The organism is Pseudohongiella acticola (genome assembly GCF_001758195.1).
In the GTDB taxonomy this organism is placed as follows: domain Bacteria; phylum Pseudomonadota; class Gammaproteobacteria; order Pseudomonadales; family Pseudohongiellaceae; genus Pseudohongiella; species Pseudohongiella acticola.
This window is the reverse complement of record NZ_MASR01000001.1, coordinates 962116-983803: the sequence shown is the minus strand read 5'-3', so window position 1 is coordinate 983803 and position 21688 is coordinate 962116. Positions and strand designations below refer to the sequence as shown.

Genomic DNA, 21688 nt, shown 5'->3' with positions numbered 1-21688 from the left:
TATTAATGACCGGCTTGCAGTGGTCAGCGAGCATTTGATTGAGTATACTCGGGCGCAGGCTTTGTCAGCCGGGCAGTGATATCCGACTTTGGAAGGTTCAGGGCAAGGTTCTGGCAATAACGCCGGGCCTGTTGATACGGTTAAATCCATGACGGTGGAAAAACAACAAGTACCCACCCAACTGACTCTAAACAAGCTTCCCAGCCTGCCACAGGTACTGGTTCGAATACTTGACGCCGTCAGTCAGGAATCCGCCGATTTCCAGCAACTTTCCAATATTATCCGCCAGGATAGTGGCATGTCAGCGAGACTGATAGCCGTTGCCAATTCCAGCTATTATCGCCGCCAGCACGGTTGTGATTCTGTCGATCGCGCGCTCATGTGTCTGGGGATTGATACTGTTCGGACCCTCGTTATTACCGCTGCGGTTAAACAATACTTCAGTTATTTCGATAAAGACCACCAACAGTTCATGGCGCGGTTTTGGCGTCGTTCTCTGGTGTCGGCGCATTGTGCGCAGACTTTTGCCACGCTGACCGGGTACAACGCGACATCGCAGGCGTACCTGTGCGGTCTGTTAATGGATGTCGGGCAGCTTTGCCTGCTGGCAGAAAACGACAGTGAATACCTGCCGCTGCTGGTGTCGGCGGGCGAGGACGATCAGCAATTGCTGGAGTCAGAGCAACAGGTGATGGGTACGACACACTGCGATCTTGGCGCGCTGCTGCTGGACAGCTGGCAGATGGACAACTTCATGGCGGATGCGCTGCGATACCACCACGCAGTAAGTGGCCAGATAAAACATGCCCATCACCTGGTCAAAATCGTCAATCTCAGTAGCCTGATGAGTATGCAGACGGAATTAAGTGAGCAAACGCTGGCAGTCGCCAATGCCCTGTTTGGTTTCAATGAAGACCTGATGCGTGAATTGCATGCGCGTATCTTCGCCGATGTCCAGCGCGTAGCGGGCGGTTTGGGCATGACGTCCGACGAGGAGCCGGAACAGGGGCAGCGGGCCAACCGTGAACTTGGCGAAAAGCTGGGCCAGATTACTCAGATGCAGGCTCTTAGGCAGGCCATGCCTGGCGCCAGTGGCAGTGACCAGTCTGGCCACGGTGCGCAGGACGCCATCGGGCGCGCTTTGTACCTGAGCTTCGGGTTCGAGAAGTACGTGGTGTTCTTTCTGCGTGAGCCGCAAGGCACGCTTGAAGCGAGTCTGGGCGGTGTCACCGGCACGAACGGTACCGCTGATTTTGTACTCAATGCGGACGCTGACGAGAGCCTGGTGCAACGCAGCTTTATGGCGCAGCAGGTGCTTGCCAGTGAGCCACGCGGCAGTAGCAGTTCGAGTGTGCTGGATGATCAGTTGCGGCGTTATTGCCGGCAGCGTGCGTTGATCTGCCTGCCGTTTGCAAGCAAAACCCTGCGTGGGGTTGTTGTGGCCGGGGCGAATCCGGATACACTGGCGCATTATCAGAAGAACACAACTTTGTGGATAACACTGTTGCAGCAGGTTGCCACGCTTTTTGATGCCGAGCCAGGCCACACAGACTCGGGTAAATCGTCAGAAAGCAGCGATTCAGTGCGTATCAGTGAAGCGGTGCATGAAGTCAGCAACCCACTCAGCGTCATCAATAATTACCTGGAAATTCTGCGGCTTAAGCTGGGAGACAGTAAAGATACCAACAAGGAATTTTCGATCCTGCACGAAGAAATCGATCGAGTCGGCAAAATCCTGCTCAGATTGAATAAACCCGATGCGTTGCCAGAAACTGAGACAGTTGACGTTAATACTACCGTGGAAGATCTGGTCAGGATTTTTCGTGAATCCATGTGCGCTGCGCGGGATATCAAGGTCATCCTGCAGCTTGACCCGTCTCTGGAGCCGGTGTTGTTAAATAAGGCAGAGTTAAAGCAGGTGTTAACCAACCTGATAAAAAACGCTGTCGAAGCAATGCCTTCCGGCGGCCAGCTGACGGTGCAGTCTCAGGGGCGTGTGATGCTCAATGGACGTGCGTATTTTGCGATCAACATCGAAGATACCGGTGCAGGCCTGCCCGAACAGGTCATGTCAAAACTGTTTACGCCCGGCATCACCAGCAAGGGCGAAGAGCATGCCGGTCTCGGCCTGAGTGTGGTCAAAAAATTGATGGATGCCATGAATGCTCAAATAGACTGCAGCAGCAGCGACAAGGGCGCCCGGTTCCGGTTGTTGTTCCCCGTTGTCCGTGTTCCCAGTGGCGACAGCAGGCGGGAGAATTGAGTTGAGCGCGGTATTGAAATCAGAACAGGGTCACAGTGATCAAGTCGTTGGCGTTGAGAAGTCGCAGGCGGGGCGCATTCTTGTTGTTGATGATGATCAGAGACTGGCGGAAAGCCTGCGCGAACTCCTGATCCTGCGTCATTATGCTGTCGATCTGGTATTTGGTGGGCAGGCGGCGATTAGCCGACTTAGGTCGTCGACGTACGACATCGTGTTGCTCGACCTCGCCATGCCGGATGTTGACGGGCACCAGGTGCTGCAGTTTATTCAGGAGTCCAAAGTCAATGCGTTGGTCATCGTGGTCAGTGGTGAAAGTGCCGTTGATCACGTAAGTCGAGCGTTGCGTCGTGGCGCGCATGACTATATCAAGAAACCCTATGTCGCTGACGAATTAATGACAACCGTCAGCAATGCAATACGTAAAAAACGTCTTGAAGACAGCCATGATGAAATGCAGCGTCGGATGAAAAAATCCGAGCGACTGCATCGATTCCTGGTTAATAACTCACCTGACATCATCTTTATTCTTGATCAGGATGGCCGGTTCAGTTTTATCAACAGTAAAGTTGAGAGTGTTCTTGGGTATCGACGCAGTGACTTGCTGGGCGAGCATATTACTCATATTGTTGATACCGAAGATCAGGAAAAAGCCAGATATTTTTTTGAGCGAACGCATTCGGCGAGCAGCAGTGAGCGTACCATTAATATGGCGCTGAATAGCCAGTCCGGAAATGCCAGCGAAACAAGAAAGCGACATTTTGAACTGACCATGTCAAAAATTGACGTGGGCGATGTGCTGGAAGCAGAAGCCGGTAATCGCTATGAGATTTATGGTACCGCCCGAGATATCAGTGATCAGATAGAAGCTGAGGAATTTATTAATTTCCAGGCATATCATGACATTCTGACCCGATTGCCAAACCGCTCATTATTCAAGGATCGCCTGAGCGTGGCGATTACTCATGCCCAGCGCAGTCAGGAAAAGCTGGCGGTCATGTTTATCGATCTGGATCGGTTCAAGGTGATCAATGATTCACTGGGGCACACCATGGGTGACCGGCTATTGCAGTCTGTCAGTCAGCGTCTACTGTCCTGCGTGCGCAAGGGTGATACCCTGTCCCGATTTGGTGGTGATGAATTTACTCTGTTGCTGCCCAATATAAAAAATGAAAGCACGGCCTTGCAGGTCGCTGAGAAAATGCTGGAATCAATCAAGACTCCCTTCGAGATTGCCGGTCATGAGATCTATATAGGCGCGAGTATCGGCATCGCCGTTTACCCCGATGCCGGTGAGGACATTGAGGCGCTTATCAAGAACGCTGATATCGCCATGTATCGCATCAAGAGCAGCGGCAAGAATGGCTCCATTCTGTTTAACGCGGAAATGAACGGCAGTGTTACCCGACGTCACTCTCTGGAGCAGGATCTGCGCAAAGCGTTGCAGAATAATGAGCTGGAGATCTGTTATCAGCCGCTGGTAGATACCTTAAATACAAATTTGTATGGTGTTGAAGCGTTGATTCGCTGGAACCACCCACGTTACGGTCGTCTGTCACCAGCCGAATTTATCCCCATTGCCGAAGACAGTCGCCTCATCGTAGAGATTGACCGCCAGACCATGCGCGAAGCATGCCTGCATGTGGGGGCTCTGCATCAGAAAGGACACCCGGAACTCAGTTTGTCGATTAACCTGTCGCCGGTGATGGTTGAGCGTGATGATTTTGTACAGCATATTTTTGACACATTACAGGCAACAGCGTTCCCGCCGAGTAAGCTGCAGCTCGAGATTACGGAAGGACTGTTATTGAATGACAGACGGGATATTGTCGATAAATTATTGCAGTTGACGAATTCCGGCATCAATCTGGCCATTGATGATTTTGGCACCGGTTTTTCATCACTGAGTTATTTGCACAAATTTCCCATCAATACATTAAAAATTGATCGCAGTTTTGTGCAGAAGCTGCACAGTGAATCAGAAGAAGCCTGCATCGTCAGCGCCATCGTGTCGATGGCTCAAGGCTTGAAAATGAACATTGTCGCGGAAGGTGTTGAACATATGTTTCAGTTCAACTATCTGCGCTCACTGGGCTGCAATATTGTTCAAGGTTATTTGTTTGGGGAAGCGACAACGCTCAGTGATGTGATGGTGCGTTACCCATACAGCCAGCGTCTGACCGGGAGCGTAACCAGTGCTGACTGAACCGGTCAGAATTTATTGATGAGAATCGTCTGGCCAGAGTGAGTTGAGTGCAGAGAAATACTCGGTAATGATCAGTAGTGGCCCGGGTCCTGACTGCCGGCACCTTGTAACATTCCTTCCAGTCCGTTGAGTTTGATCTCGTACATTAGCGCGAGCTGGCGCCCCAGCTTACTGTCCGGAAACCCCTGCCGGTGAAACCACACAAGATAGGGTTCAGGCAGATTGATCAGTTTCTGCCCCCTATATTTGCCAAAAGGCATAATCTGGTTGATAGCTTGGTCGAGTGTTTCATCAGGCAGTTGCGGCGGGGCATCCACGTTGGCTTCCGGGTCAGGTTTGCGAGCCTACAGCCTAGCAAATTCCGGCCGCTTCGGAAATCCCGGTATTCATGCTAGATTGTCTTGAAGACATGCCAAAAAGCAGAAAAATTCGATTGGAGTCTGGATGAAAAAGGTATTTCTCCTCGCTAATGTTCTGGTTGCATTGGTTCTTGTCATCATAATCACTCGCAGTATCCTGATAGATCGGGCCCAGGTGATTGAGGCCAATTATCGCCAACTGGAGAACGCGACGGCAGCCCTGGCCGAGCATGCCCAGCAAACTCTGATGGCGCTGGACCTGGGGCTGACAGTAGTTGAGCAGACTGGCAGTGACAATATGTCTGATCTGCAGGCGCTGAACACGGCTGTGGTCAGTCGCCAGGCTGCTGCAGCCAATACCTATGCTTTTTACGTACTGGATCGCAACGGAACGTTACTCGCGACCTCGCGCACGCCTGACCCAATGCCGGTCGACCTTTCGCAGTATTCGGAATTCACAGCCCAGCGCGACGGACGTCACGAAGGCATGTATATAGCCACGCCCAGACTGGGAACAGTCGGGTTTGCCGAAAACCAATGGGTAATCAATGTCAGTCGTCGTATTACAGCTGCAGATGGCAGCTTTGCCGGTGTGGCTGCCGCCTCCATGTCACTGGATTATTTCGGCGACTTTTATGATGCCCTGCGGGGCGACGAGCGCAGTGCCCTGGGACTGCTGTCATCGGAAGGCAGGGTGATAGCACGCAGCCCGTTCGATGAGACCTTGATGGGGCAGGATTATTCCCAAAATTCGCAATTTCCGGACGTTCAGGGTTCTGACGATGGTGGGCGAGTGACCGACCTTGCCACGAGTGATGGCATGCCGCGTCTGTCTGCATTTCGGTATGCCTGGAATCGTTCGCTGATTGCTTATGCGAATACTACTGAGGCCGAGGCGCTGTTGGAGTGGCAAGGGCGGCTGTTGTCCAAAATCAGTATTGGCCTGTTGATAATGCTGACGTTTACCGGCACCTCGGCTGCCACGATTGTGCTGGCGCAGCGTCAGCAGCACTTTGCCGAACAGACCCTGCGCACACAACAGCGTGCACAGGCCTTTGTCAGTGCTGCCAAGGCTGAGGTTGAGACGGTCTTTTCAGCAATTTCCGATGCTGTCTTTTCACTGGATAGGGAATGGCGGTTTGCCTTCCTGAATCCCGAGGCGGAACGCGTTCTGGAGCGACCGGCAGCCGAATTGATGGGCAAGAAAATAACAGAGGAATTCCCGGAGCTGACTGAAACCGGTTTTTACGAAAGCTATCGCGAGGCCAGGGGCAAAGGCGAGTCTGTCTCTATGGAGCGTTACTACCGGCCTCTGCAAAAATGGTTTGTTATTAACGCATACCCGCATGAGGAAGGCATGACAGTCTACCTGCAGGATGTGACGCGCCAGAAAGAAATGGAAGAACGTTTGCATCATGCTCAAAAAATGGACGCGATTGGTCAGCTTACTGGCGGAATAGCGCATGATTTTAATAACCTCCTGACGGTCATTCTGGGCAATATCGATTTATTGAGTACCCATCTTGAATCGGCCCCCGAGAATGTCCGTGGGCAGGCAGACGTCATCCGCATCGCTGGCGAGCGAGCAGCAGAGCTGACACACCGGCTGCTGGCTTTTGCCCGTCGCCAGCCGCTTAATCCGCAACAGACTGATATTAACGCGCTGGTGCAGGAAGCAAAACATTTATTGGCCCGCACAGTCGGCGAAGACATCAGTATAGAATTGGCATGTGGGCACGATCTGTGGCCCGCCATTGTTGATCCGTATGAGCTGCAGAACGCCATTCTAAACCTGGCTATTAATGCCCGTGATGCCATGCCCGAGGGCGGCAAACTCACCATCGAGACCAATAACGCATCTGTGTCACAGGAATATGCCGATGAGCAGGGCGTAACGGCCGGAGACTTCATTACTATTGCCGTATCGGACACCGGCTGCGGCATGACGGCAGAGATTGCGGCGCAGGCGTTTGATCCCTTTTTCACCACCAAAGACGAGGGTAAGGGTTCCGGGCTCGGGTTGGCGATGGTTTACGGGTTTGCTCATCAGACTGGCGGGCATGTCAACATTTACAGTGAATCCGGTGAAGGAACAACGGTGAGACTCTACCTGCCCCGAGTCGACGGTGACAATGATAGCCAGTACCAGGCAGGGCCTGACAGGGTTGATGCCAGTGGCGGCACTGGACGCATTCTGCTGGTCGAAGATGATGACCTGGTGCGGCGCTTTGCGGTGTCTGGTCTGCAAAAGCTGGGTTATGAGGTCAGTGACTTTGCTGACGGCGCCCAGGCCCTTGAAGCTTTGCGCCTGGCCGAAGACAGGTCGCAGCCATATGCACTGCTGCTGACAGATGTCGTGCTTGCGGGTGGGTTGTCGGGGAGAGAGGTGGCTGCCGGCGCTGTTGAGATCGACCCGCAACTGAAAGTGTTGTTTATGTCCGGATACGCCGAGAACGCGATTGTGCACCATGGCAGACTGGACCCGGGCGTCAACCTGTTAAGCAAACCTTTCCGTACGGCTGATCTGGCCCAGAAAATTCGGGAAATCCTCGATAGCTGAATGCCACATCGCAGTCATGGCGGGGGCTTGTCGGAAAGTGTCATAATGCATCGCTATGACTGAGGATGAAGTAAAGCAGGAAAGACAACCACCCGTCTGGCGTCGCCGGCTGATATGGAGTCTGGGGCTGGGTCTTGCCATCCTGGTTGCCTGGCTGGTGTGGATCGATTATCAGGTGCGCCGCGATTTCGCCGCACTGCAATGGGCATTGCCGGCGCGCATTTACGCCCGGCCTGCCGAGTTATATACAGGAGCGCCCCTCAACGCTGCCGTGGTCAATGACTATCTGCAACAACTGGGTTACCGGCAGGTCGATGCGGTCGCCGGTTCTGGAGAATTCAGGCTGCAAGGCGGGCAATTGCAAGTACAGACCCGGGGCTTTCAATTCTGGGATGGCACTGAGCCCAGTGTATTTGCGACGATTGAGTTTGGCGATGACCAGGTTGTCAGTGTGAGCGCCGATGCAATAGCCGGGAACGGCGATGTCACGACCAGAAGCCTGCCTCTGGTGAGGCTGGAACCCGTTGAAATTACCCAGATTAACCCAGCCACCGGCGAGGACCGCCTGCCGGTTTCTCTCGATCAGGTCCCCGAAGCGTTGATAAATGCCATCATCGCGGTCGAGGATCAGCGTTTTTATCAACACTGGGGCGTGGATCCCAAAGGTATTCTGCGGGCCTTTTGGGTCAACCTGCGTCGTGGTGAAGTGGTTCAGGGCGGCAGTACGTTGACCCAGCAACTGGTCAAGAATCTCTATCTGACTCAGGACCGAACCTTACGGCGTAAAGTCGAAGAAGCGTTCATGGCGCTGGCGCTGGAACTGCACTTCAGCAAGGACGAAATTCTGGCAGCGTATCTGAATGAGGTTTTTCTGGGACAGGACGGCAGCCGTGCCATTCATGGTTTTACCCTGGCAGCACAATACTACTTTTCCCGCTCTCTGACCGAGCTGTCGTTGGCTGAACTGGCATTGCTGGCGGGACTTCCAAGAGGGGCCTCGTTCTACAATCCAAGGCGCAATCCGGAGCGGGCACTCAACCGGCGCAACACTGTGCTGAGGAATATGGCCGCGCAGGGTTATATTTCCGAGGCCGAGTATGACAGCGCAAGTTCGGCCCAGCTGAGTACCAGCCTCAGGCCGGCGCGTCGCAATCGGGCCTACCCCGCGTTTATGGAGCTGGTGCGCTCAGATCTGGCCAGAGATTATGATGCCGATGCACTGCGCTCCGAAGGCCTGCGTATTTTCACAACCCTCGATCTACGTGTACAACAGACCATGGATACGGCACTGGAGCCAGCCGTGGCGGCGGTTGAAATGGTCGCCGATGATGGTACTCCCTTACAGGCTGCGATGGTTATCAGCGACAGCAATACCGGCGAAATCAGGGCCTTGGCCGGATCCCGCCGCCCCGGTGCCGTCGGTTTCAATCGGGCACTGAACGCCGTGCGACCGATCGGTTCTCTGATTAAACCGGCCATCTACCTTGCAGCGCTGGAGTCAGGTGACGACACGTTGGCGACGGTACTGTCAGATCGCCCTGTTGAGTTAGTGACAGAAGACGGGCAGCGCTGGTCGCCAGGTAATTTTGATGACCAGACGGCGGGGGATGTCTATTTTCATGACGCACTGGCTCGCTCATTGAATCTGGCGACGGTCGACCTGGGTACCAGAATTGGTATTGATACTGTAATCAACATGCTGGATGACCTGGGGCATTCGCGGCCGGTGCCTGAATACCTGTCGGTATTGCTTGGTGCGGTAGACATGGCTCCTCTTGAAGTAGCCCGGTTTTACCAGACGCTGGCCAGTAGCGGATTCTATTCTCCACTGAGATCCGTTGAAGCGGTGACAACGGGCGAAGGTGAGAGGCTGCAACGATATGGTTTTGAAACCAAGCAGGTCGCTGATCCGGCCTCGGTTTTTTTGCTTGAACAGGCGTTGCAGGATGTATTTGTGCGAGGCACCGCACGCAGTGCAGCTGAGACGCTCGCGGACAATCTGCCATTGGCGGGTAAAACCGGCACCACCAATGACTATCGTGATAGCTGGTTTGCCGGCTACGGTGACGATCTGACCGGCGTTGTCTGGCTTGGTTATGATGACAACAGAAACACGGGGCTGACCGGAGCCACAGGTGCGCTTAGAGTGTGGGCAGCCGTCATGCAGCAATTGGCAATACAGCCCAGACAAACGCGAGCTCCCGATGCTATCGTATGGGAGGAAGTACCGATTCGGGCATCCCTCAGTCCAACCACAGAGGATTGTCAGGCCACCAGGTTGTTGCCTTTCCGTGAAGGGCAGTTGCCCGCTGCGGTCACCGAATGCCTGCAAAACGGGACGCTGCTGGATCGGGTCATTGATAGATTTCGGAGTTTAAGTCCATGATGTTGCGAATCCTGATGCCGGTTCTGTTAAGTCTGTTATCGGCCTGTGCCAGTTATATTCCCGTGAATGAGTCGCCTGCTCCTGTCGAGCGCAGTGAGCCCGCCAGACCGGGAACGCCGGTGCTGGTGGGGCCGCCCCGGCCGGAATCTGTGCCCGAACAGTCACCCGTGCCAGCTTCCCGGCAATCAGTGCCGGCAACGGCATCGTCGACGCTGCTGGCATCGGTTGATGCCGCCATGGCGGCAGGCGATTTCGAACGGGCTGCTGCGGTCAGTGAGCGGGCACTGAGAATCAGTCCAAGAGACGCCGTAATCTGGTACCGTCTGGCCAATATTCGTTACCAGCAACAACGCTACGCGGATGCCCGCGGGCTGGCAAGAAGGGCGCTAAGCTACGCGGCCGGGGACGCAACACTCCAGCAACAGGTTAATGATTTGCTCACGCGACTGGATAATCAGTAAGGTTGCTGCATAGTCGCCAGCCGCTCTTCCCATCCGGGATGACAAAACAATGGAGGTTGTTATGAGCGCGAATCACGAACAGCATGACGCCAAACCTGATTCAGGCGATGGTGATGACCAGCCAAACAATCTGGAGGCGATGCTCGATCTGCTGAATGACACCGCTGCGGATGTAAAAAGGGTGTCGCTGGACGATGTGTTTTCGACGATTGGCAGGCGCTCGTTCGGGCCCGTGGTGCTATTGGCGGGTCTGGTGACGCTGGCACCGATCGTGGGTGATGTGCCGGGCGTCCCTACCATGATGGGATTAATTGTATTGCTGACTGTCGGGCAGTTGGCCTTTAAAGCGGAACATTTCTGGTTGCCGCAGTGGTTGCTGGCACGCTCAGTGTCGTCGGAAAAAATGTCAAAAGCAGTGTCTGCGCTGACAAAGCCTGCACGCTTCATTGACAGATTATTGAAACCGCGCTTGACCGTGCTGGTTATGGGGGTGTCAAGATTTGCTGTGGCGCTGGCATGTGCGATTACCGCGTTAATGACTCCGGCGATGGAGTTTATTCCGTTCAGTGCCAATGGTGCGGCGTTGATCTGGACATTCTTCGGGCTGGCATTGATTACCCGTGATGGGTTTCTTGCCCTGCTGGGGTATTGCCTGACCGGAGGTCTGATCGCCATCATCGTGACCAACCTTTTCTGAGACATCAACGCCCGGAATCAGGCGAAGAGGCTGTAACACTGTCGCGTCAGAGATTTGCCAGTCCAGATGAGTTTCTTTAGTATAGGAATCGGAACGAGTGCAATACTGCAATACTCACCGTAAAAAGGAGACAGGTTATGGCGACTGCAAAGAAACAGGGATCGGAAGCAGAGCTTGAGGCGAGCAAAGAGTCAGCCCGCGAGGCGCTGGACAAGCTGCTTGAAGCGAAAGAACATTTTCGTCACGCCGCAGAAATAGCTGGCCTCGACGTCAAGGCCGAAGCCCTCGACCAGCTGGTCAAAGGCAAAGAAAAAGCGGATGACCTGACGAGCACGGCAATCGAATATGCCAAAGACAAACCCGCACAGGCGCTGGCGATTGCGTTCCTGGGTGGGTACGTGCTGTCGAAACTGTTCTCCAGAAACTGAAGCGGGCACAATGAGCGACGAACATCGCGAACCGCTGGAGTTGAATGACGCTGCGGCGGGCGGCAGTGAAGTCGAGGATGAGCTAAACGCCTGGCTGGCCTGGTTGCGGCAGCTGGGTGCGTTGGGTGGCGCCTTGACGGTTTTGGCGACCGCTGAAATCCGGCTTGCCGGTGGCGATCTGCGCAGACTTTTACTGCTGGCATTGTTGTTCTTACCTATTATTATATTTGTCTGGCTTGGTCTGTCAGTTTTTTTATCCTGGTTGGCATACAGCTTAAGTGGCATGCCTGGCCTGGGGTTTTTCGCATTTCTGGTCATGCAGGTCGGGGCGGCGCTGTACATGGTGTTTTTATTCAGAAAGTATCGCCGCAGCCTCACGCTACCCATGACCAGGCGATATCTGGACGAGATCATCAAGGACGTCAAACATGGGCCGTCATAAAGCTTTGCTCAGGGTCAGAAAGGCCGCTCTGAAAGTCGAGCTGGAACAGCTTCGCTGTCAGCGTCTGGGGTTGCGTCCGAGCAGCACATACCGGCGAAACCGTGGATGGCTTGTGCCTTTGGGCGGTTTTGTTGCCGGTTGTATCGCCGGCAGCATATCAGCACGCACTTCACTGTCTGGCTTGATATCAACCGGGTTTGCGGCCATGCGCTTACAACCACTGGTGGCACATTTTATTAAATCGCCGTGAAAGACTTGTTGTCACTTACGGTGAGGCGCCAGGCAAGCAGTCTGGTAAACGGGCAGCCAGCTACGTTGGCAGCTCAATTCACAATCGCATGACTTGAGTGCCGCAGGGATGAAACAGGAAACTGGTCTGGAAGAGAACACAAAACGCACACTGCCGGTCACTCTGATGACACGGATGTTACAGGGACTGTTGACGCTGGCCTTGCTGTACACGCTGTATTTCGCCAAAACCCTGTTGGTGCCGATTGTTGTTGCGTTGTTGTTGACGCTGCTGCTGATTCCAGCGGTTAATTTTTTTCACCGCTACCATATACCTCGTGCCCTCTCTGCGGTTGTACTGTTGTGCAGTATGGCGGTACCGTTCACGGTGCTGGGCATGGAGTTGGCTGAACCCATACAAAAATGGGCGCAGCGATTACCCGAATTGTCGGCTACGTTTACACAACAGATTGATTCCATGACCTCGACCTGGAATGTCTCACCTGAGGAAGAGCAGGAGGATCCATCGCGCGCGTTTTTCTCCCGACTCTTTGGTGGTGGTGACGACGATGACGAAGAGATGGTGGATGAAAATAACGCGGTGACTGAGCGAATCACTCAAGGCGGCGTTGAAATTATGGTGTATATGCTGGCAGCGACACCAATTTTTCTGGCGCAATTGGTCACGTGTCTGACCTTGACCATTTTCCTGTTGGTCTTTGGCGCACGCCTGTTTGATTCTGCCATTGTGTACCTGCCTCAGGTAACAAATAAATCTGGCGCGCACGGGCTTATAGACACCATTGAGATAGAGCTGTCCCGCTACATACTGACGGTGAGCGTCATTAACTCGCTGCTGGGGCTGAGCACTGCCATCGCGTTCTGGTTGATTGGTGTAGAGGATGCGTTGTTGTGGGGCGTCCTGGTGGGGTTGCTGAATTTTGCTCCGTACGTTGGCATGTTTATTGGTCTCAGTCTGCTGGCCTTGGCAGGGCTGGCGCAATACGGTTTTGTCCTGTTTGCCATGGTGCCGGCGCTGGTCTATTTTGTCATAAATGGTATCGAAGCACAGTTTGTGACCCCCACTATACTGGGTAAGCACATGCGCCTTAACCCGCTGGTCCTGATGATCTGGCTTATTATCTGGGCCTGGTTATGGGGTGTTGTTGGCGTTTTGCTGGCGGTGCCACTACTGGTTTGTATCAAACTGGCCGCCAGCCAACTTAATGTTCCTGGCCACTGGATCAAAATCATCGAAACACGGGCGTGATTTTTTTGTGACTGCAAAGACCCGCGAATGCCTTTGGTGCGGCATGATCAGCACGCAAATCCCCGGGGACATTGTGGACCGGCACCCGGAACCTGTCTGCAGCAAATGCGACAGTCCATTATGGAGCCAAAGTGATGGCTCTACAGTGACGGTCGATATCGCCCATCAGCGTGAGACCGTGTCCCAGGCCCTGGACAAATTTAGTAACGCGTTAAACAGCAGCTGGCAATTCAGCCATGCTGAGTACCTGCGATTGGTCGTCGGTGGCGGCCTGATCAGGGATGCGGTGCTGGCGGAACTTTTTTTTCTGCGTAGCAAAGGCACCGTTCTTGATTTCACGGAAGAAAATCGTGGTGCCGTGCTGGTTCGGATACGTCCGGCTTTGCTGTGAACGTAATCCCGGCTATCGCCGACGAAATCCCCGGTACACAGCACTGGCACCGGTGCCTACTCCCTGCACCACGGCCTTGACGGCCACCCAGAATGACAAACGGGCACGCTGTCCCCATGACAGGCCGGCGCTTGCCCGCCAGGTGTATAGCTGTTTGCGAAACCAGGGTTTACTGTGCGCGTAGGCAAATGCCCGACGCGAAATCCGCGTCAACAGGAGCACTGCCAGAAACAGAAACAACAGCCCCGGTATGATGGGCAGAATCAGCCCTATGATGCCTATGGTCACGAAGCCGATAATCACTATCAGGGCGATGACCTTGGCATACAGGGGCAGTGGGCTAAATTTGGGTGTTGGTAAATGCACAAGCACGCTCCTCAGGGTTCAATGTGACCGTCAGGCCGTAATAACACTGTTCTGGTCGCAAGCGGTTTGCGACATTCGCGTCGGCTTGCTGTCAATAACTGAAGCAGGGTTTGTGCCAACAGTTAAGATGGTGATAATTAAGCAAAATATTATTTTGTTTGGGTGGGCTGATGGCGGTACAAACCAAAATGTGGCATTTTGGACGCGCTCTAAGTCAATGTCGGCAATAACAACAGTTGGATACTGGCTGTCAAATTATTTGTTAATAAAATCATGTTGGTGCTGGACAAAGCGGATAATTAACGTGAGAATGCCGCAGAGATTGAACAATAATGACGAAATCCAGTGGGGCAGACGGTATGCGGAACCTGACACCAGCACTAGTAGCAGTTCTCCTGATAGTCGCGACCAGCACAGCACAGGCACAGACCATGCGTGGCTCGCGTGAGTCTATGAATCAACAGAATCAGCATGCTGTAACGCATGGCTATACGTTTGTGCAGACCTCCAGTCAGGTCGCTGAGCTGGTCAATAATGGCGAGCTCGTTCGGGTTGATCCGAGCCGCACCATGGTATTGCACAACGTATCTTACCCTTATGCCCGGCCCCCGGTCAGAACCCTTATTCAGCGCCTGAGCGCACAGTATTTTAATGCCTGTGGCGAGAAGCTTACGGTAACCAGCCTGACACGGCCGATCGCCCGTCAGCCGGCCAATGCGTCCGACGATTCTGTGCATCCTGCCGGCATGGCCGTGGATCTGCGTATTCCGTCAAACGGACGTTGCCGCGCCTGGCTTGAAAGCACGCTGATGTCATTGGAAGCAAGCTACGTCCTTGATGTGACCCGCGAGCGAAGACCGCCGCATTATCATGTCGCGGTATTTCCCGAAACTTATACAAATTACCTGGCGACAATGACGGGCCAGAGTCGTGAATATACCGTTCGACGAGGCGACACGCTGACCGCCGTCGCAGCGCGGATGAACACCAGTGTAGCGCAGCTGCGGGCAGCCAACGGGTTGCGTAGCGATCTGATTCATATTGGTCAGCGACTGACTGTTCCTGGCGACACCGGCTCGTCGTCCTCAGGTATTGCCAGTGCATCGTCGGCACCCGTTGTTCGCGAAGTGACACATAAGGTGCAGCGCGGCGAAACCCTGTGGCGAATCGCCAGTCGATATGAAACCAGTGTCGATGTATTGCGCAGCCAGAATGATCTGGCCGGGGATCTGTTGAGAATTGGCCAGACTCTGCGTGTGGTGCTGGACGGGTCGTAAAGGTCAGCGTTCAGGCCAGCTTTCTGGTACAACAAAAAAACGTTCCGCTTCCTGCCACAAATTGCTCTCCCGGTCCTGAGACAGTAGCGCGAACAATCTCGGCGTAGTTGTTGTTTCAATTTCCTCTAAAGCCGACTTCAATTCGTTCTTGTCAGGCGCTCCGCGCTGAACCCAGGGAGCAATCCAGTGAGGTTTGCGCAGCACCACCCAATTGGCCAGGTCTGTTTGTTGCCGCGCCTGCGCCAGGGTTAACCATTGGCCCCGGGCATGTTCAGGATCCGCCGACGACGGAGCTGTCAGGCGCCGGTCGACGGGATAAAACAGGTAGCCGGGCATGAAAATACGGCTGATCGGCGGTGTTCTAATATCCAGCGCAGATAGCGTTTCGATGGTTTCCGGAAGCTGGCAGCGCTGGCTCTGTGCCTGCAACATTCGCTGCGACTTTATATCGAGCCGGTCGCGCGCATTGGGGCCATACCAGCGGACATTCAGATTATCCGGCGCTCTGTCTGCTTTTTTAGGTGCCACATATCCCAAATAAAATTTGATGGCAATTTCGTGATGTTCATTGTTGCCGGTGACAGGGTTTTGAACAACAAAATCGAGTTCGCCCAGAGTGATGCCCGCTGATCTGATCGGAAGGTTTCTGGCAATGACGTCCCAGCCCAGGATATCGCGTAACAGACACTCATATAGTTGCTCGACGTAGAGCCCCAGTCGGTAGTGTGGGGGCGCCGACAAGACCTCCGGCGCATTTGCAGCGTCGCTGTCCCAGTCCCTGAGAGTTCCGGTCAGATTGTGCGGCAGGTATTCAGACGGCCTGAAGCTGAGCGTGTCGTTGATGAGTTGCGGCGAGTGACACAACCAGGCCAGGTGGCGCACTGAGGGTGTCTGCAGACTGGCAATAAACCGGGTGTTGAGCTCGATGTCGGCTTGCTTCAAGCAGTGACGTCCAGCAGTGAGCCGATCATTGCATCGGAGGTGGTTACCACATTGGCAGAAGCGTCAAACAGGGTCTGGTTCATGCGCAGGTCAAGCAGCGGTTGTGCGAGCCCGGAGACAGCCGTATTGATGTCGGCGCCTGCGTCATGAGTCTGGCTGCTGGCGCGAATCACGCTGGTAGCGGCCTGAGTCATAGCCTGGTACGCACTCTGCATGCCACCCAGGCCAATTTGCATGGTTGAATCGGTCATCGCGGTTTCCACGTCAGATTACTGATTTAGCGTACTGTTTACACTGAAGCCGGTCAAGCCTGTTTACACTGAAGCCGGTCAAGCCTGTTTACACTGAAGCCGGTCAAGCCTGTTTACACTGAAGCCGGTCAAGCTTGTTTACACTGAATCCGGTCAAGCCTGTTTACACTGAATCCGGTCAAGTCTGTTTACCCTGTAGCCGTTCAAGCGGGATAAGGTCGCAGCAGGCGTTAAGTTTGCCGTGATCAGAGTCGCGCGGTATGCTTGCCCCGGTTTTGCGAATAATTTGCAGCCAGTACGCATTGGGTCAGGGTTTTTCATATGCTTTTTTGGACCATACCGTCCTTGTTGGGAACGGTTTTGTCAGTATATATGTCGTTTTACGCCGTCAAGCGGATTCCGGCGCCGACAGGTCCTTACGTGGTGGCACTGGGCGCTGCCATGGCCTGGTGGTGCGCCATGCAATGGGCAGGGTTGTTGTGGCACAACATTGAGTACCGATATCTGACTTCTCAGATGCAATACCTTGGCATCGCATCAGTGCCAGTGTTATGGCTATCTACCGCCCTGTCATACTGCGGTTATTCTGCCTTTTTGTCACGCTGGTATCCATTATTGTGGTTGGTGCCGGTGCTGACGATTGCGGTTGCGTTCAGCAATGAATTGCACGGCTTGTTATGGAGTGATTTTGACCTGTCTGCCAGCGGGCCAGGTTTGCTGATTGATTATGGGCCCTGGTTCAGAGCCAATACTGCCTTTTCCTACACCATGGTGTTGGCTGGCACAGTCCTTGTCGCTGTTCGGATAGGGTTGGCGCCACTGTATCGATGGCGATTATTGACTGTGTTGGTGGCGCCGACCCTGGTGTTGGCAATAAACCTGCCGTTTGTCCTCGGCAGCAGATACCTGCCCATTGACCCAACCCCCATTGGTTTTGTGATTGCTGCCGCCGTCATGCTGATTGCTTCCCGCAGACGGTTGTTTTCGACGGTACCAGTTGCACGCCGTCTGACTGTGGACAATATCAGTGACGGTCTGGTCGTCATCGACAATGCTGGAAATATTGTGGATTTTAATCCGGTGGCGAGCAAAATCCTGGATGTCTGGCAGGCTGGTATCGGCAAACCACTGCCGGGTGAGCTGGCAGACAAATTGAGATCGGACAGTCAGGGTCATGCCGATATTATCCTGGCAGATGGGCGTTGTCTGGACGTCAGGGTGTCCGACCTGACAACTAAGGATGATGCCAGGACTGGCCGCGTCATTCTGCTGCGTGACGTAACGCAGGAGCGAGTTGCCCAGCAAAAACTGATTGCAGCGGAAGTAGAGATGCGCGCGCTCAATGAGCAGCTACAGACAATTGCCAATACCGATGAACTGACGCAACTGGCGAACAGACGTCGTCTTTACGAAGTACTGACAACTGAGTGGTCACGGGCGAATCGTTACCAGCGTCCGCTGTCCATCATCCTGTTTGATTTCGATCACTTCAAGCGCGTTAATGATACCTATGGACATCAGGTGGGTGATGAAGTGCTAAAGAAGGCTTCGTCCAGGTTGAGCGAAATAACCCGTCCTGAAGATGTGCCTGCACGACATGGAGGCGAGGAGTTTGCCCTGTTACTGCCGGAAACTGATCTTGAAAAGGCCGTGGAAGTGGCCATTAAGGTACACAGGGCGTTGTCTGTGCTTGAATATACCGACCCCGGCGGAAATATTTTTGCGGTCACGATCAGTGTCGGGGTTGCCAGTAAAGAGGCGCGTGACAAGAGCCAGGACAGTCTGATTGCACGCGCTGATCGCGCCATGTATGAGACCAAGAAAACAGGGCGCAATGGCGTCAGCATGGCTCAGGGAGATACGGTGTTAAGGTTCACATCCTGAGCCAAACAGGCCGGAGCAGCGCTGGGCTCCCCCGGCTCTTAGCGATCAGGCCAAGGGTGTTTTCAGCTGCTGATAAAAACTGTCGCACTTGGCGCCCTGATTCTCCGGCGTTTGTGTCAGCAGTGACACCACGGGAATCACAACCAGCGGCACCAGCGTGGTGAAGTAAGCCGCGACATCGTTCTCCAGATGCAGGAAAAAAGTATTCACTGCCCAGGCCAGCAGACCCAACCCATAACCCAGTGCAATGCCCCAGAATACGCCCTGTTCTGTGGTTTTACGCCAATAGAATATAAAACCGATGGCCAGCGCCGGTGGCACAACCATGGCGAAGCCCAGCAACAGCAACTGCAGAACAGAGGTAATGGGCAACAGGCACGCGAGCACGCCTGCAAACAAGCCGTAGATTACACTGGTAATGCGGTAGGTCTTCAGCTTTCGTTTGGGCTCAAAGTCGGCTGAGCCGGGAATCCAGTCATTAACAAACAATGTGGCGCTGGACAGCAGGATAGGCCCACCGGACGAAATCAGTGCTGCCAAAACCGCGGCGATGGCGATACCACCAATAATGGGGCCGGTATCGGTAGCAATCTGGGTGATGGTGGCATAGCTGCTGATGCCGCTTTCAGTGCCGTAGCGCGCGACTGCTTCCATACCAATGATTGATGCCAGGAACGGCATGATGGCCGCGAGCACGCCGGCAATCAGAAATGCCGGGACCAGCAGGTTTTCGCTGCGTGCTGAACTGGAATAGTTGACATAGACTGACGCGGCGGGCGTGTGGATGACCGCAGAGAAGAACATGGCAATGATCGGGAACCAGCCCAGGCCAATAAAGCTCCACCAGCTGGCGGGTTCAATATCCGAACTCAACAGTGCGACATCCACTTTCTCCCTGATACCGCTAATCCCACCGAGTTCGTTACCCGCGATGATGGCGACCGCACCCAGTCCGAACATGACCACCAGAACGTGAATCACGTTGGTGGCAGAGGCGCCGCGCAGACCGGAAAAGGTTGTCGACATGATGATAATGACTGCGCCCAGCATGATCGCCAGTTCGCGGTTTATGCCAAACACCGCACTGATGATGATGCCTACCAGCAGAGGCTCCAGAATATTGATGATCAGGTATTCGGTTTGCACACACAGGCTGGTCAGCCAGCCATTGCGAGAGCTGTTATGGCGTTTGACGAACAGTTCACTGATCGTGGTCAGACGCAGGCGACGATACGGTACCGCGAACAACAGCCCCACCAGTGCCAGCGCCAGGAAGGAATTGACGCCGTACCACATATTCCAGACACCAGTGTTCATGGTATCACCGGCCACGCCGTAGGTACCGGCACCGCCAATCCGGGTGCCTGCAATACCGGCAGCAATCAGCCACAGGCCCATGCCACCACCACCAATGGCCCAGTCAGCAGAGCTCTTGTTGCGCCTGGTCAGATACACACTTACCAGTGCGATCAGTGTCAGATAGACGATAATTGTGACGCCAGCCAGATTCATTGGCATTCCCCCCGGAATTTCCTTGTTCTATTAATTTTTTGACGTAAAAACGTCTAGTTAGCATTGGTACTGAGTTTCGGTCCATTGTTCTGTGGACGCAGGCAGTGACGGACTGTCCCGCTTTCAGTAGGTAACGCGCAGGGATTGTATAGACACACCGAACAGTTGTTAACCATTATTTTCGATCACGGGTGCCCACGCGGCAGCATAGTAAGCTCACGTTGTCTGTGACAGGTTATTGCCACCAGTAACGCCACGTCGTGCTCAGGCGCTGATCAGCCTGTTTCAGGTGAGCACTCAGCCGTATACTTTCAATGTTGTCGTGTGGCATTACCCTGAGGTTTAAGCGCCAGGTGTCATTGAAAGGGTTTTTGCGGATATTCTGCCAGATGAAGTCGCCGCCATCGATGTCGCTTTTTATCTCCAGCTCGGAATCTTCACTCAATCCGGTCAGCGGGCCACCCTCGAAATCGACAACAAACTCTATTGAACCGTCACCTCTCAGGCTTTCCCCATAGCGGGTCGCGGCAACCATGGCGATTGCTGATTCACTTCGTTCGCCAAAATACAGATCATAGCTGTAATTGAAGACTTCACCCGGAACCGGTGTCTGAGCCGGAACCCATACCAGTGCGATATTGTCCGCGTACTCATGCGGTGTTTCGATTTCGAGTAACCGCAGTGTACCTTCTTGCATACCTTTTCCGGGGACAATCCAGGCATCCGGGCGTAGATGATAGCGCGCCTCTATGTCCTGGTAATGCTCAAAGTTTCGATCGCGCTGGACCAGCCCGTAAGCCTTCAGATCGTCACCCGGCAGACTGTCAGTGCGTGTGCGCGTCGGGTTGCTCAATGGACGCCAGAACGATTCCTGTTGTGTTTCAATAAACAGGCCGTCGGAATCGTGTACCTCGGGCCGAAAATCGGCTGGCCGGTGTGCTGAGTTTTCGCCATACCAGAACATACTGGAGAATGGCGCCAGACCCAGCTCCTCGACCGGCTGTCGCAGTACCAGTCGACCTTCCACCTGTAAACGCACCGGTGTGCCAGGGTGCAGTACAAAACGATAGGCAGCCACTACACTGGGGCCTTCCGCCAATCCCAGAAACACGAACTCCTGGTCTCCGAGCCTGGGTTGCTGCAACCAGAATTCTGTGAAATCAGGAAACTCTTCCGGCGCCGGGCTGGTTGTGTTGATCGCCAGTCCGCGAGCTGACAGACCGTATTCATTGAATGACGAAACTGCCCGCAGATAACTGGCGCCCTGAAACAGGCCAATGCGTTGCAGCTGCTGATTATCAGTGCGCTGCCAGATCTTGAAACCGGAAAAGCCAATGTCATCCGGGATCTGATCAATCAGGGGTGATTGCGGTCCATAGTCAAACAGATCGGTCGAGAACGGTAAAGGGCTCGAGCGGTCATCCGTATCGATGACATTCATGGCGACACTCTTGCGATACAGGTAGCCGGGATGAAAAAAACTCAACTCAAAGGGGAGGCCCTGATCATGCCAGAGCGTCTGCTCAAGTCGGTATTGCAGATCACGGTACTGGTCGTATCCCAGTTCATTGAGAAAGTCTGGCACCTCTCTGGCGTCAGCGTTGTAAGGCGACTGTGCCAGCATCAATGCATGTTCGGTCAGACGCTCAAGATTCATTTCCTGCCCTGATCCAGCGATAGTCTCTGCTGCCCAGGCTGAGGCTCCCACTAGCGTGGTGCAGAAAATCACAGGGCCAAACAGAACGTTGCGGGGTGTCATGACTGCAAC

General features: G+C 54.1%; 19 protein-coding genes. 12 read left to right on the top strand and 7 right to left on the bottom strand.

The genetic code is table 11. From position 1 onward, the window contains the following. The first annotated feature begins 148 nt into the window (after positions 1–148). Together PHACT_RS04070 and PHACT_RS04065 are read left to right on the top strand one after the other, a co-directional pair. Entirely contained in the window at positions 149–2263 is a 2115-nt protein-coding gene (locus tag PHACT_RS04070) for an HDOD domain-containing protein (protein ID WP_070116035.1), read from the top strand. A 1-nt stretch (position 2264) separates the two neighbouring features. After that, positions 2265–4466, top strand: coding sequence for a putative bifunctional diguanylate cyclase/phosphodiesterase (locus tag PHACT_RS04065; protein WP_245730574.1), 2202 nt, complete (start codon positions 2265–2267; stop codon positions 4464–4466). A gap of 71 nt (positions 4467–4537) precedes the next feature. Here the strand turns inward: PHACT_RS04065 and PHACT_RS04060 are convergent, their stop codons facing one another. Further along, on the bottom strand, positions 4538–4783 hold the full coding sequence (locus PHACT_RS04060) for a DUF3820 family protein (protein WP_317622242.1): 246 nt from the start codon (positions 4781–4783) through the stop codon (positions 4538–4540). A gap of 127 nt (positions 4784–4910) precedes the next feature. On the opposite strand from PHACT_RS04060, the gene PHACT_RS04055 reads away from it, so the two are divergent. The 6 genes from PHACT_RS04055 to PHACT_RS04030 all read left to right on the top strand — a co-directional run bounded on the left by PHACT_RS04055 (position 4911) and on the right by PHACT_RS04030 (position 11799). Continuing rightward, positions 4911–7385: an ATP-binding protein gene (locus PHACT_RS04055; RefSeq protein WP_070116034.1), complete on the top strand. Its 2475-nt coding sequence runs from the start codon at positions 4911–4913 to the stop codon at positions 7383–7385. Between the two features lie 55 nt (positions 7386–7440). Then, entirely contained in the window at positions 7441–9771 is a 2331-nt protein-coding gene (gene mrcB, locus PHACT_RS04050; RefSeq protein WP_070116033.1) for a penicillin-binding protein 1B, read from the top strand. Beyond that, positions 9768–10232, top strand: a complete 465-nt coding sequence (locus PHACT_RS04045) for a tetratricopeptide repeat protein (RefSeq protein ID WP_070116032.1) — start codon at positions 9768–9770, stop codon at positions 10230–10232. The genes mrcB and PHACT_RS04045 overlap by 4 nt, the downstream gene beginning before the upstream one ends. Positions 10233–10293: 61 nt before the next feature. Then, positions 10294–10929, top strand: coding sequence for an exopolysaccharide biosynthesis protein (locus tag PHACT_RS04040; protein WP_083264330.1), 636 nt, complete (start codon positions 10294–10296; stop codon positions 10927–10929). 137 nt (positions 10930–11066) lie between these two features. Further along, positions 11067–11357 carry a hypothetical protein gene (locus tag PHACT_RS04035; RefSeq protein ID WP_070116031.1) on the top strand — a complete coding sequence of 97 codons (291 nt, stop codon included), beginning with the start codon at positions 11067–11069 and terminating at the stop codon, positions 11355–11357. Positions 11358–11367: 10 nt separating this feature from the next. Next, positions 11368–11799 (top strand): hypothetical protein, encoded by a 432-nt coding sequence (locus tag PHACT_RS04030; protein WP_070116030.1) that lies wholly within the window; start codon positions 11368–11370, stop codon positions 11797–11799. Positions 11800–11856: 57 nt separating this feature from the next. On the opposite strand, the gene PHACT_RS16305 is transcribed toward PHACT_RS04030, so the two are convergent. Next, a complete protein-coding gene (locus PHACT_RS16305; RefSeq protein ID WP_169819386.1) occupies positions 11857–12006 on the bottom strand; it encodes a hypothetical protein in 150 nt (49 codons plus the stop codon). Between the two features lie 151 nt (positions 12007–12157). Between PHACT_RS16305 and PHACT_RS04020 the strand changes: the two genes are divergently transcribed. Together PHACT_RS04020 and PHACT_RS04015 are read left to right on the top strand one after the other, a co-directional pair. Continuing rightward, positions 12158–13297: an AI-2E family transporter gene (locus tag PHACT_RS04020; RefSeq protein ID WP_245730572.1), complete on the top strand. Its 1140-nt coding sequence runs from the start codon at positions 12158–12160 to the stop codon at positions 13295–13297. 7 nt (positions 13298–13304) lie between these two features. After that, entirely contained in the window at positions 13305–13688 is a 384-nt protein-coding gene (locus PHACT_RS04015; protein WP_139141433.1) for a hypothetical protein, read from the top strand. Positions 13689–13700: 12 nt separating this feature from the next. On the opposite strand, the gene PHACT_RS04010 is transcribed toward PHACT_RS04015, so the two are convergent. Continuing rightward, on the bottom strand, positions 13701–14054 hold the full coding sequence (locus PHACT_RS04010; RefSeq protein WP_070116027.1) for a DUF454 family protein: 354 nt from the start codon (positions 14052–14054) through the stop codon (positions 13701–13703). 332 nt (positions 14055–14386) lie between these two features. On the opposite strand from PHACT_RS04010, the gene PHACT_RS04005 reads away from it, so the two are divergent. Then, a complete protein-coding gene (locus PHACT_RS04005; protein ID WP_083264328.1) occupies positions 14387–15331 on the top strand; it encodes a DUF5715 family protein in 945 nt (314 codons plus the stop codon). Between the two features lie 3 nt (positions 15332–15334). On the opposite strand, the gene PHACT_RS04000 is transcribed toward PHACT_RS04005, so the two are convergent. Continuing rightward, a complete protein-coding gene (locus PHACT_RS04000; protein WP_245730563.1) occupies positions 15335–16273 on the bottom strand; it encodes a DUF1853 family protein in 939 nt (312 codons plus the stop codon). Beyond that, the gene (locus tag PHACT_RS03995; protein WP_070116025.1) at positions 16270–16524 is read right to left on the bottom strand and encodes a hypothetical protein; all 255 of its coding nucleotides are present in this window, start codon (positions 16522–16524) and stop codon (positions 16270–16272) included. The genes PHACT_RS04000 and PHACT_RS03995 overlap by 4 nt, the downstream gene beginning before the upstream one ends. 321 nt (positions 16525–16845) lie before the next feature. On the opposite strand from PHACT_RS03995, the gene PHACT_RS03990 reads away from it, so the two are divergent. Beyond that, on the top strand, positions 16846–18408 hold the full coding sequence (locus tag PHACT_RS03990) for a histidine kinase N-terminal 7TM domain-containing diguanylate cyclase (RefSeq protein ID WP_070116024.1): 1563 nt from the start codon (positions 16846–16848) through the stop codon (positions 18406–18408). 45 nt (positions 18409–18453) lie between these two features. On the opposite strand, the gene PHACT_RS03985 is transcribed toward PHACT_RS03990, so the two are convergent. Both PHACT_RS03985 and PHACT_RS03980 read right to left on the bottom strand, forming a co-directional pair. Continuing rightward, the gene (locus PHACT_RS03985) at positions 18454–19926 is read right to left on the bottom strand and encodes a sodium:solute symporter family protein (protein WP_083264327.1); all 1473 of its coding nucleotides are present in this window, start codon (positions 19924–19926) and stop codon (positions 18454–18456) included. 229 nt (positions 19927–20155) lie between these two features. Then, positions 20156–21679 (bottom strand): glucan biosynthesis protein, encoded by a 1524-nt coding sequence (locus tag PHACT_RS03980; RefSeq protein WP_083264326.1) that lies wholly within the window; start codon positions 21677–21679, stop codon positions 20156–20158. Between the last annotated feature and the right edge of the window lie 9 nt (positions 21680–21688).

What these genes read in the sequence shown, in the direction of transcription:
- PHACT_RS04070 (WP_070116035.1), top strand. Translation starts at nt 149, where the DNA reads ATGACGGTGGAAAAACAACAAGTACCCACCCAACTGACTCTAAACAAG.
- PHACT_RS04055 (WP_070116034.1), top strand. Translation starts at nt 4,911, where the DNA reads ATGAAAAAGGTATTTCTCCTCGCTAATGTTCTGGTTGCATTGGTTCTT.
- mrcB (WP_070116033.1), top strand. Translation starts at nt 7,441, where the DNA reads ATGACTGAGGATGAAGTAAAGCAGGAAAGACAACCACCCGTCTGGCGT.
- PHACT_RS04045 (WP_070116032.1), top strand. Translation starts at nt 9,768, where the DNA reads ATGATGTTGCGAATCCTGATGCCGGTTCTGTTAAGTCTGTTATCGGCC.
- PHACT_RS04040 (WP_083264330.1), top strand. Translation starts at nt 10,294, where the DNA reads ATGAGCGCGAATCACGAACAGCATGACGCCAAACCTGATTCAGGCGAT.
- PHACT_RS04035 (WP_070116031.1), top strand. Translation starts at nt 11,067, where the DNA reads ATGGCGACTGCAAAGAAACAGGGATCGGAAGCAGAGCTTGAGGCGAGC.
- PHACT_RS04030 (WP_070116030.1), top strand. Translation starts at nt 11,368, where the DNA reads ATGAGCGACGAACATCGCGAACCGCTGGAGTTGAATGACGCTGCGGCG.
- PHACT_RS16305 (WP_169819386.1), bottom strand. Translation starts at nt 12,006, where the DNA reads ATGGCCGCAAACCCGGTTGATATCAAGCCAGACAGTGAAGTGCGTGCT.
- PHACT_RS04020 (WP_245730572.1), top strand. Translation starts at nt 12,158, where the DNA reads ATGAAACAGGAAACTGGTCTGGAAGAGAACACAAAACGCACACTGCCG.
- PHACT_RS04005 (WP_083264328.1), top strand. Translation starts at nt 14,387, where the DNA reads ATGACGAAATCCAGTGGGGCAGACGGTATGCGGAACCTGACACCAGCA.
- PHACT_RS03995 (WP_070116025.1), bottom strand. Translation starts at nt 16,524, where the DNA reads ATGACCGATTCAACCATGCAAATTGGCCTGGGTGGCATGCAGAGTGCG.
- PHACT_RS03990 (WP_070116024.1), top strand. Translation starts at nt 16,846, where the DNA reads ATGCTTTTTTGGACCATACCGTCCTTGTTGGGAACGGTTTTGTCAGTA.
- PHACT_RS03985 (WP_083264327.1), bottom strand. Translation starts at nt 19,926, where the DNA reads ATGCCAATGAATCTGGCTGGCGTCACAATTATCGTCTATCTGACACTG.
- PHACT_RS03980 (WP_083264326.1), bottom strand. Translation starts at nt 21,679, where the DNA reads ATGACACCCCGCAACGTTCTGTTTGGCCCTGTGATTTTCTGCACCACG.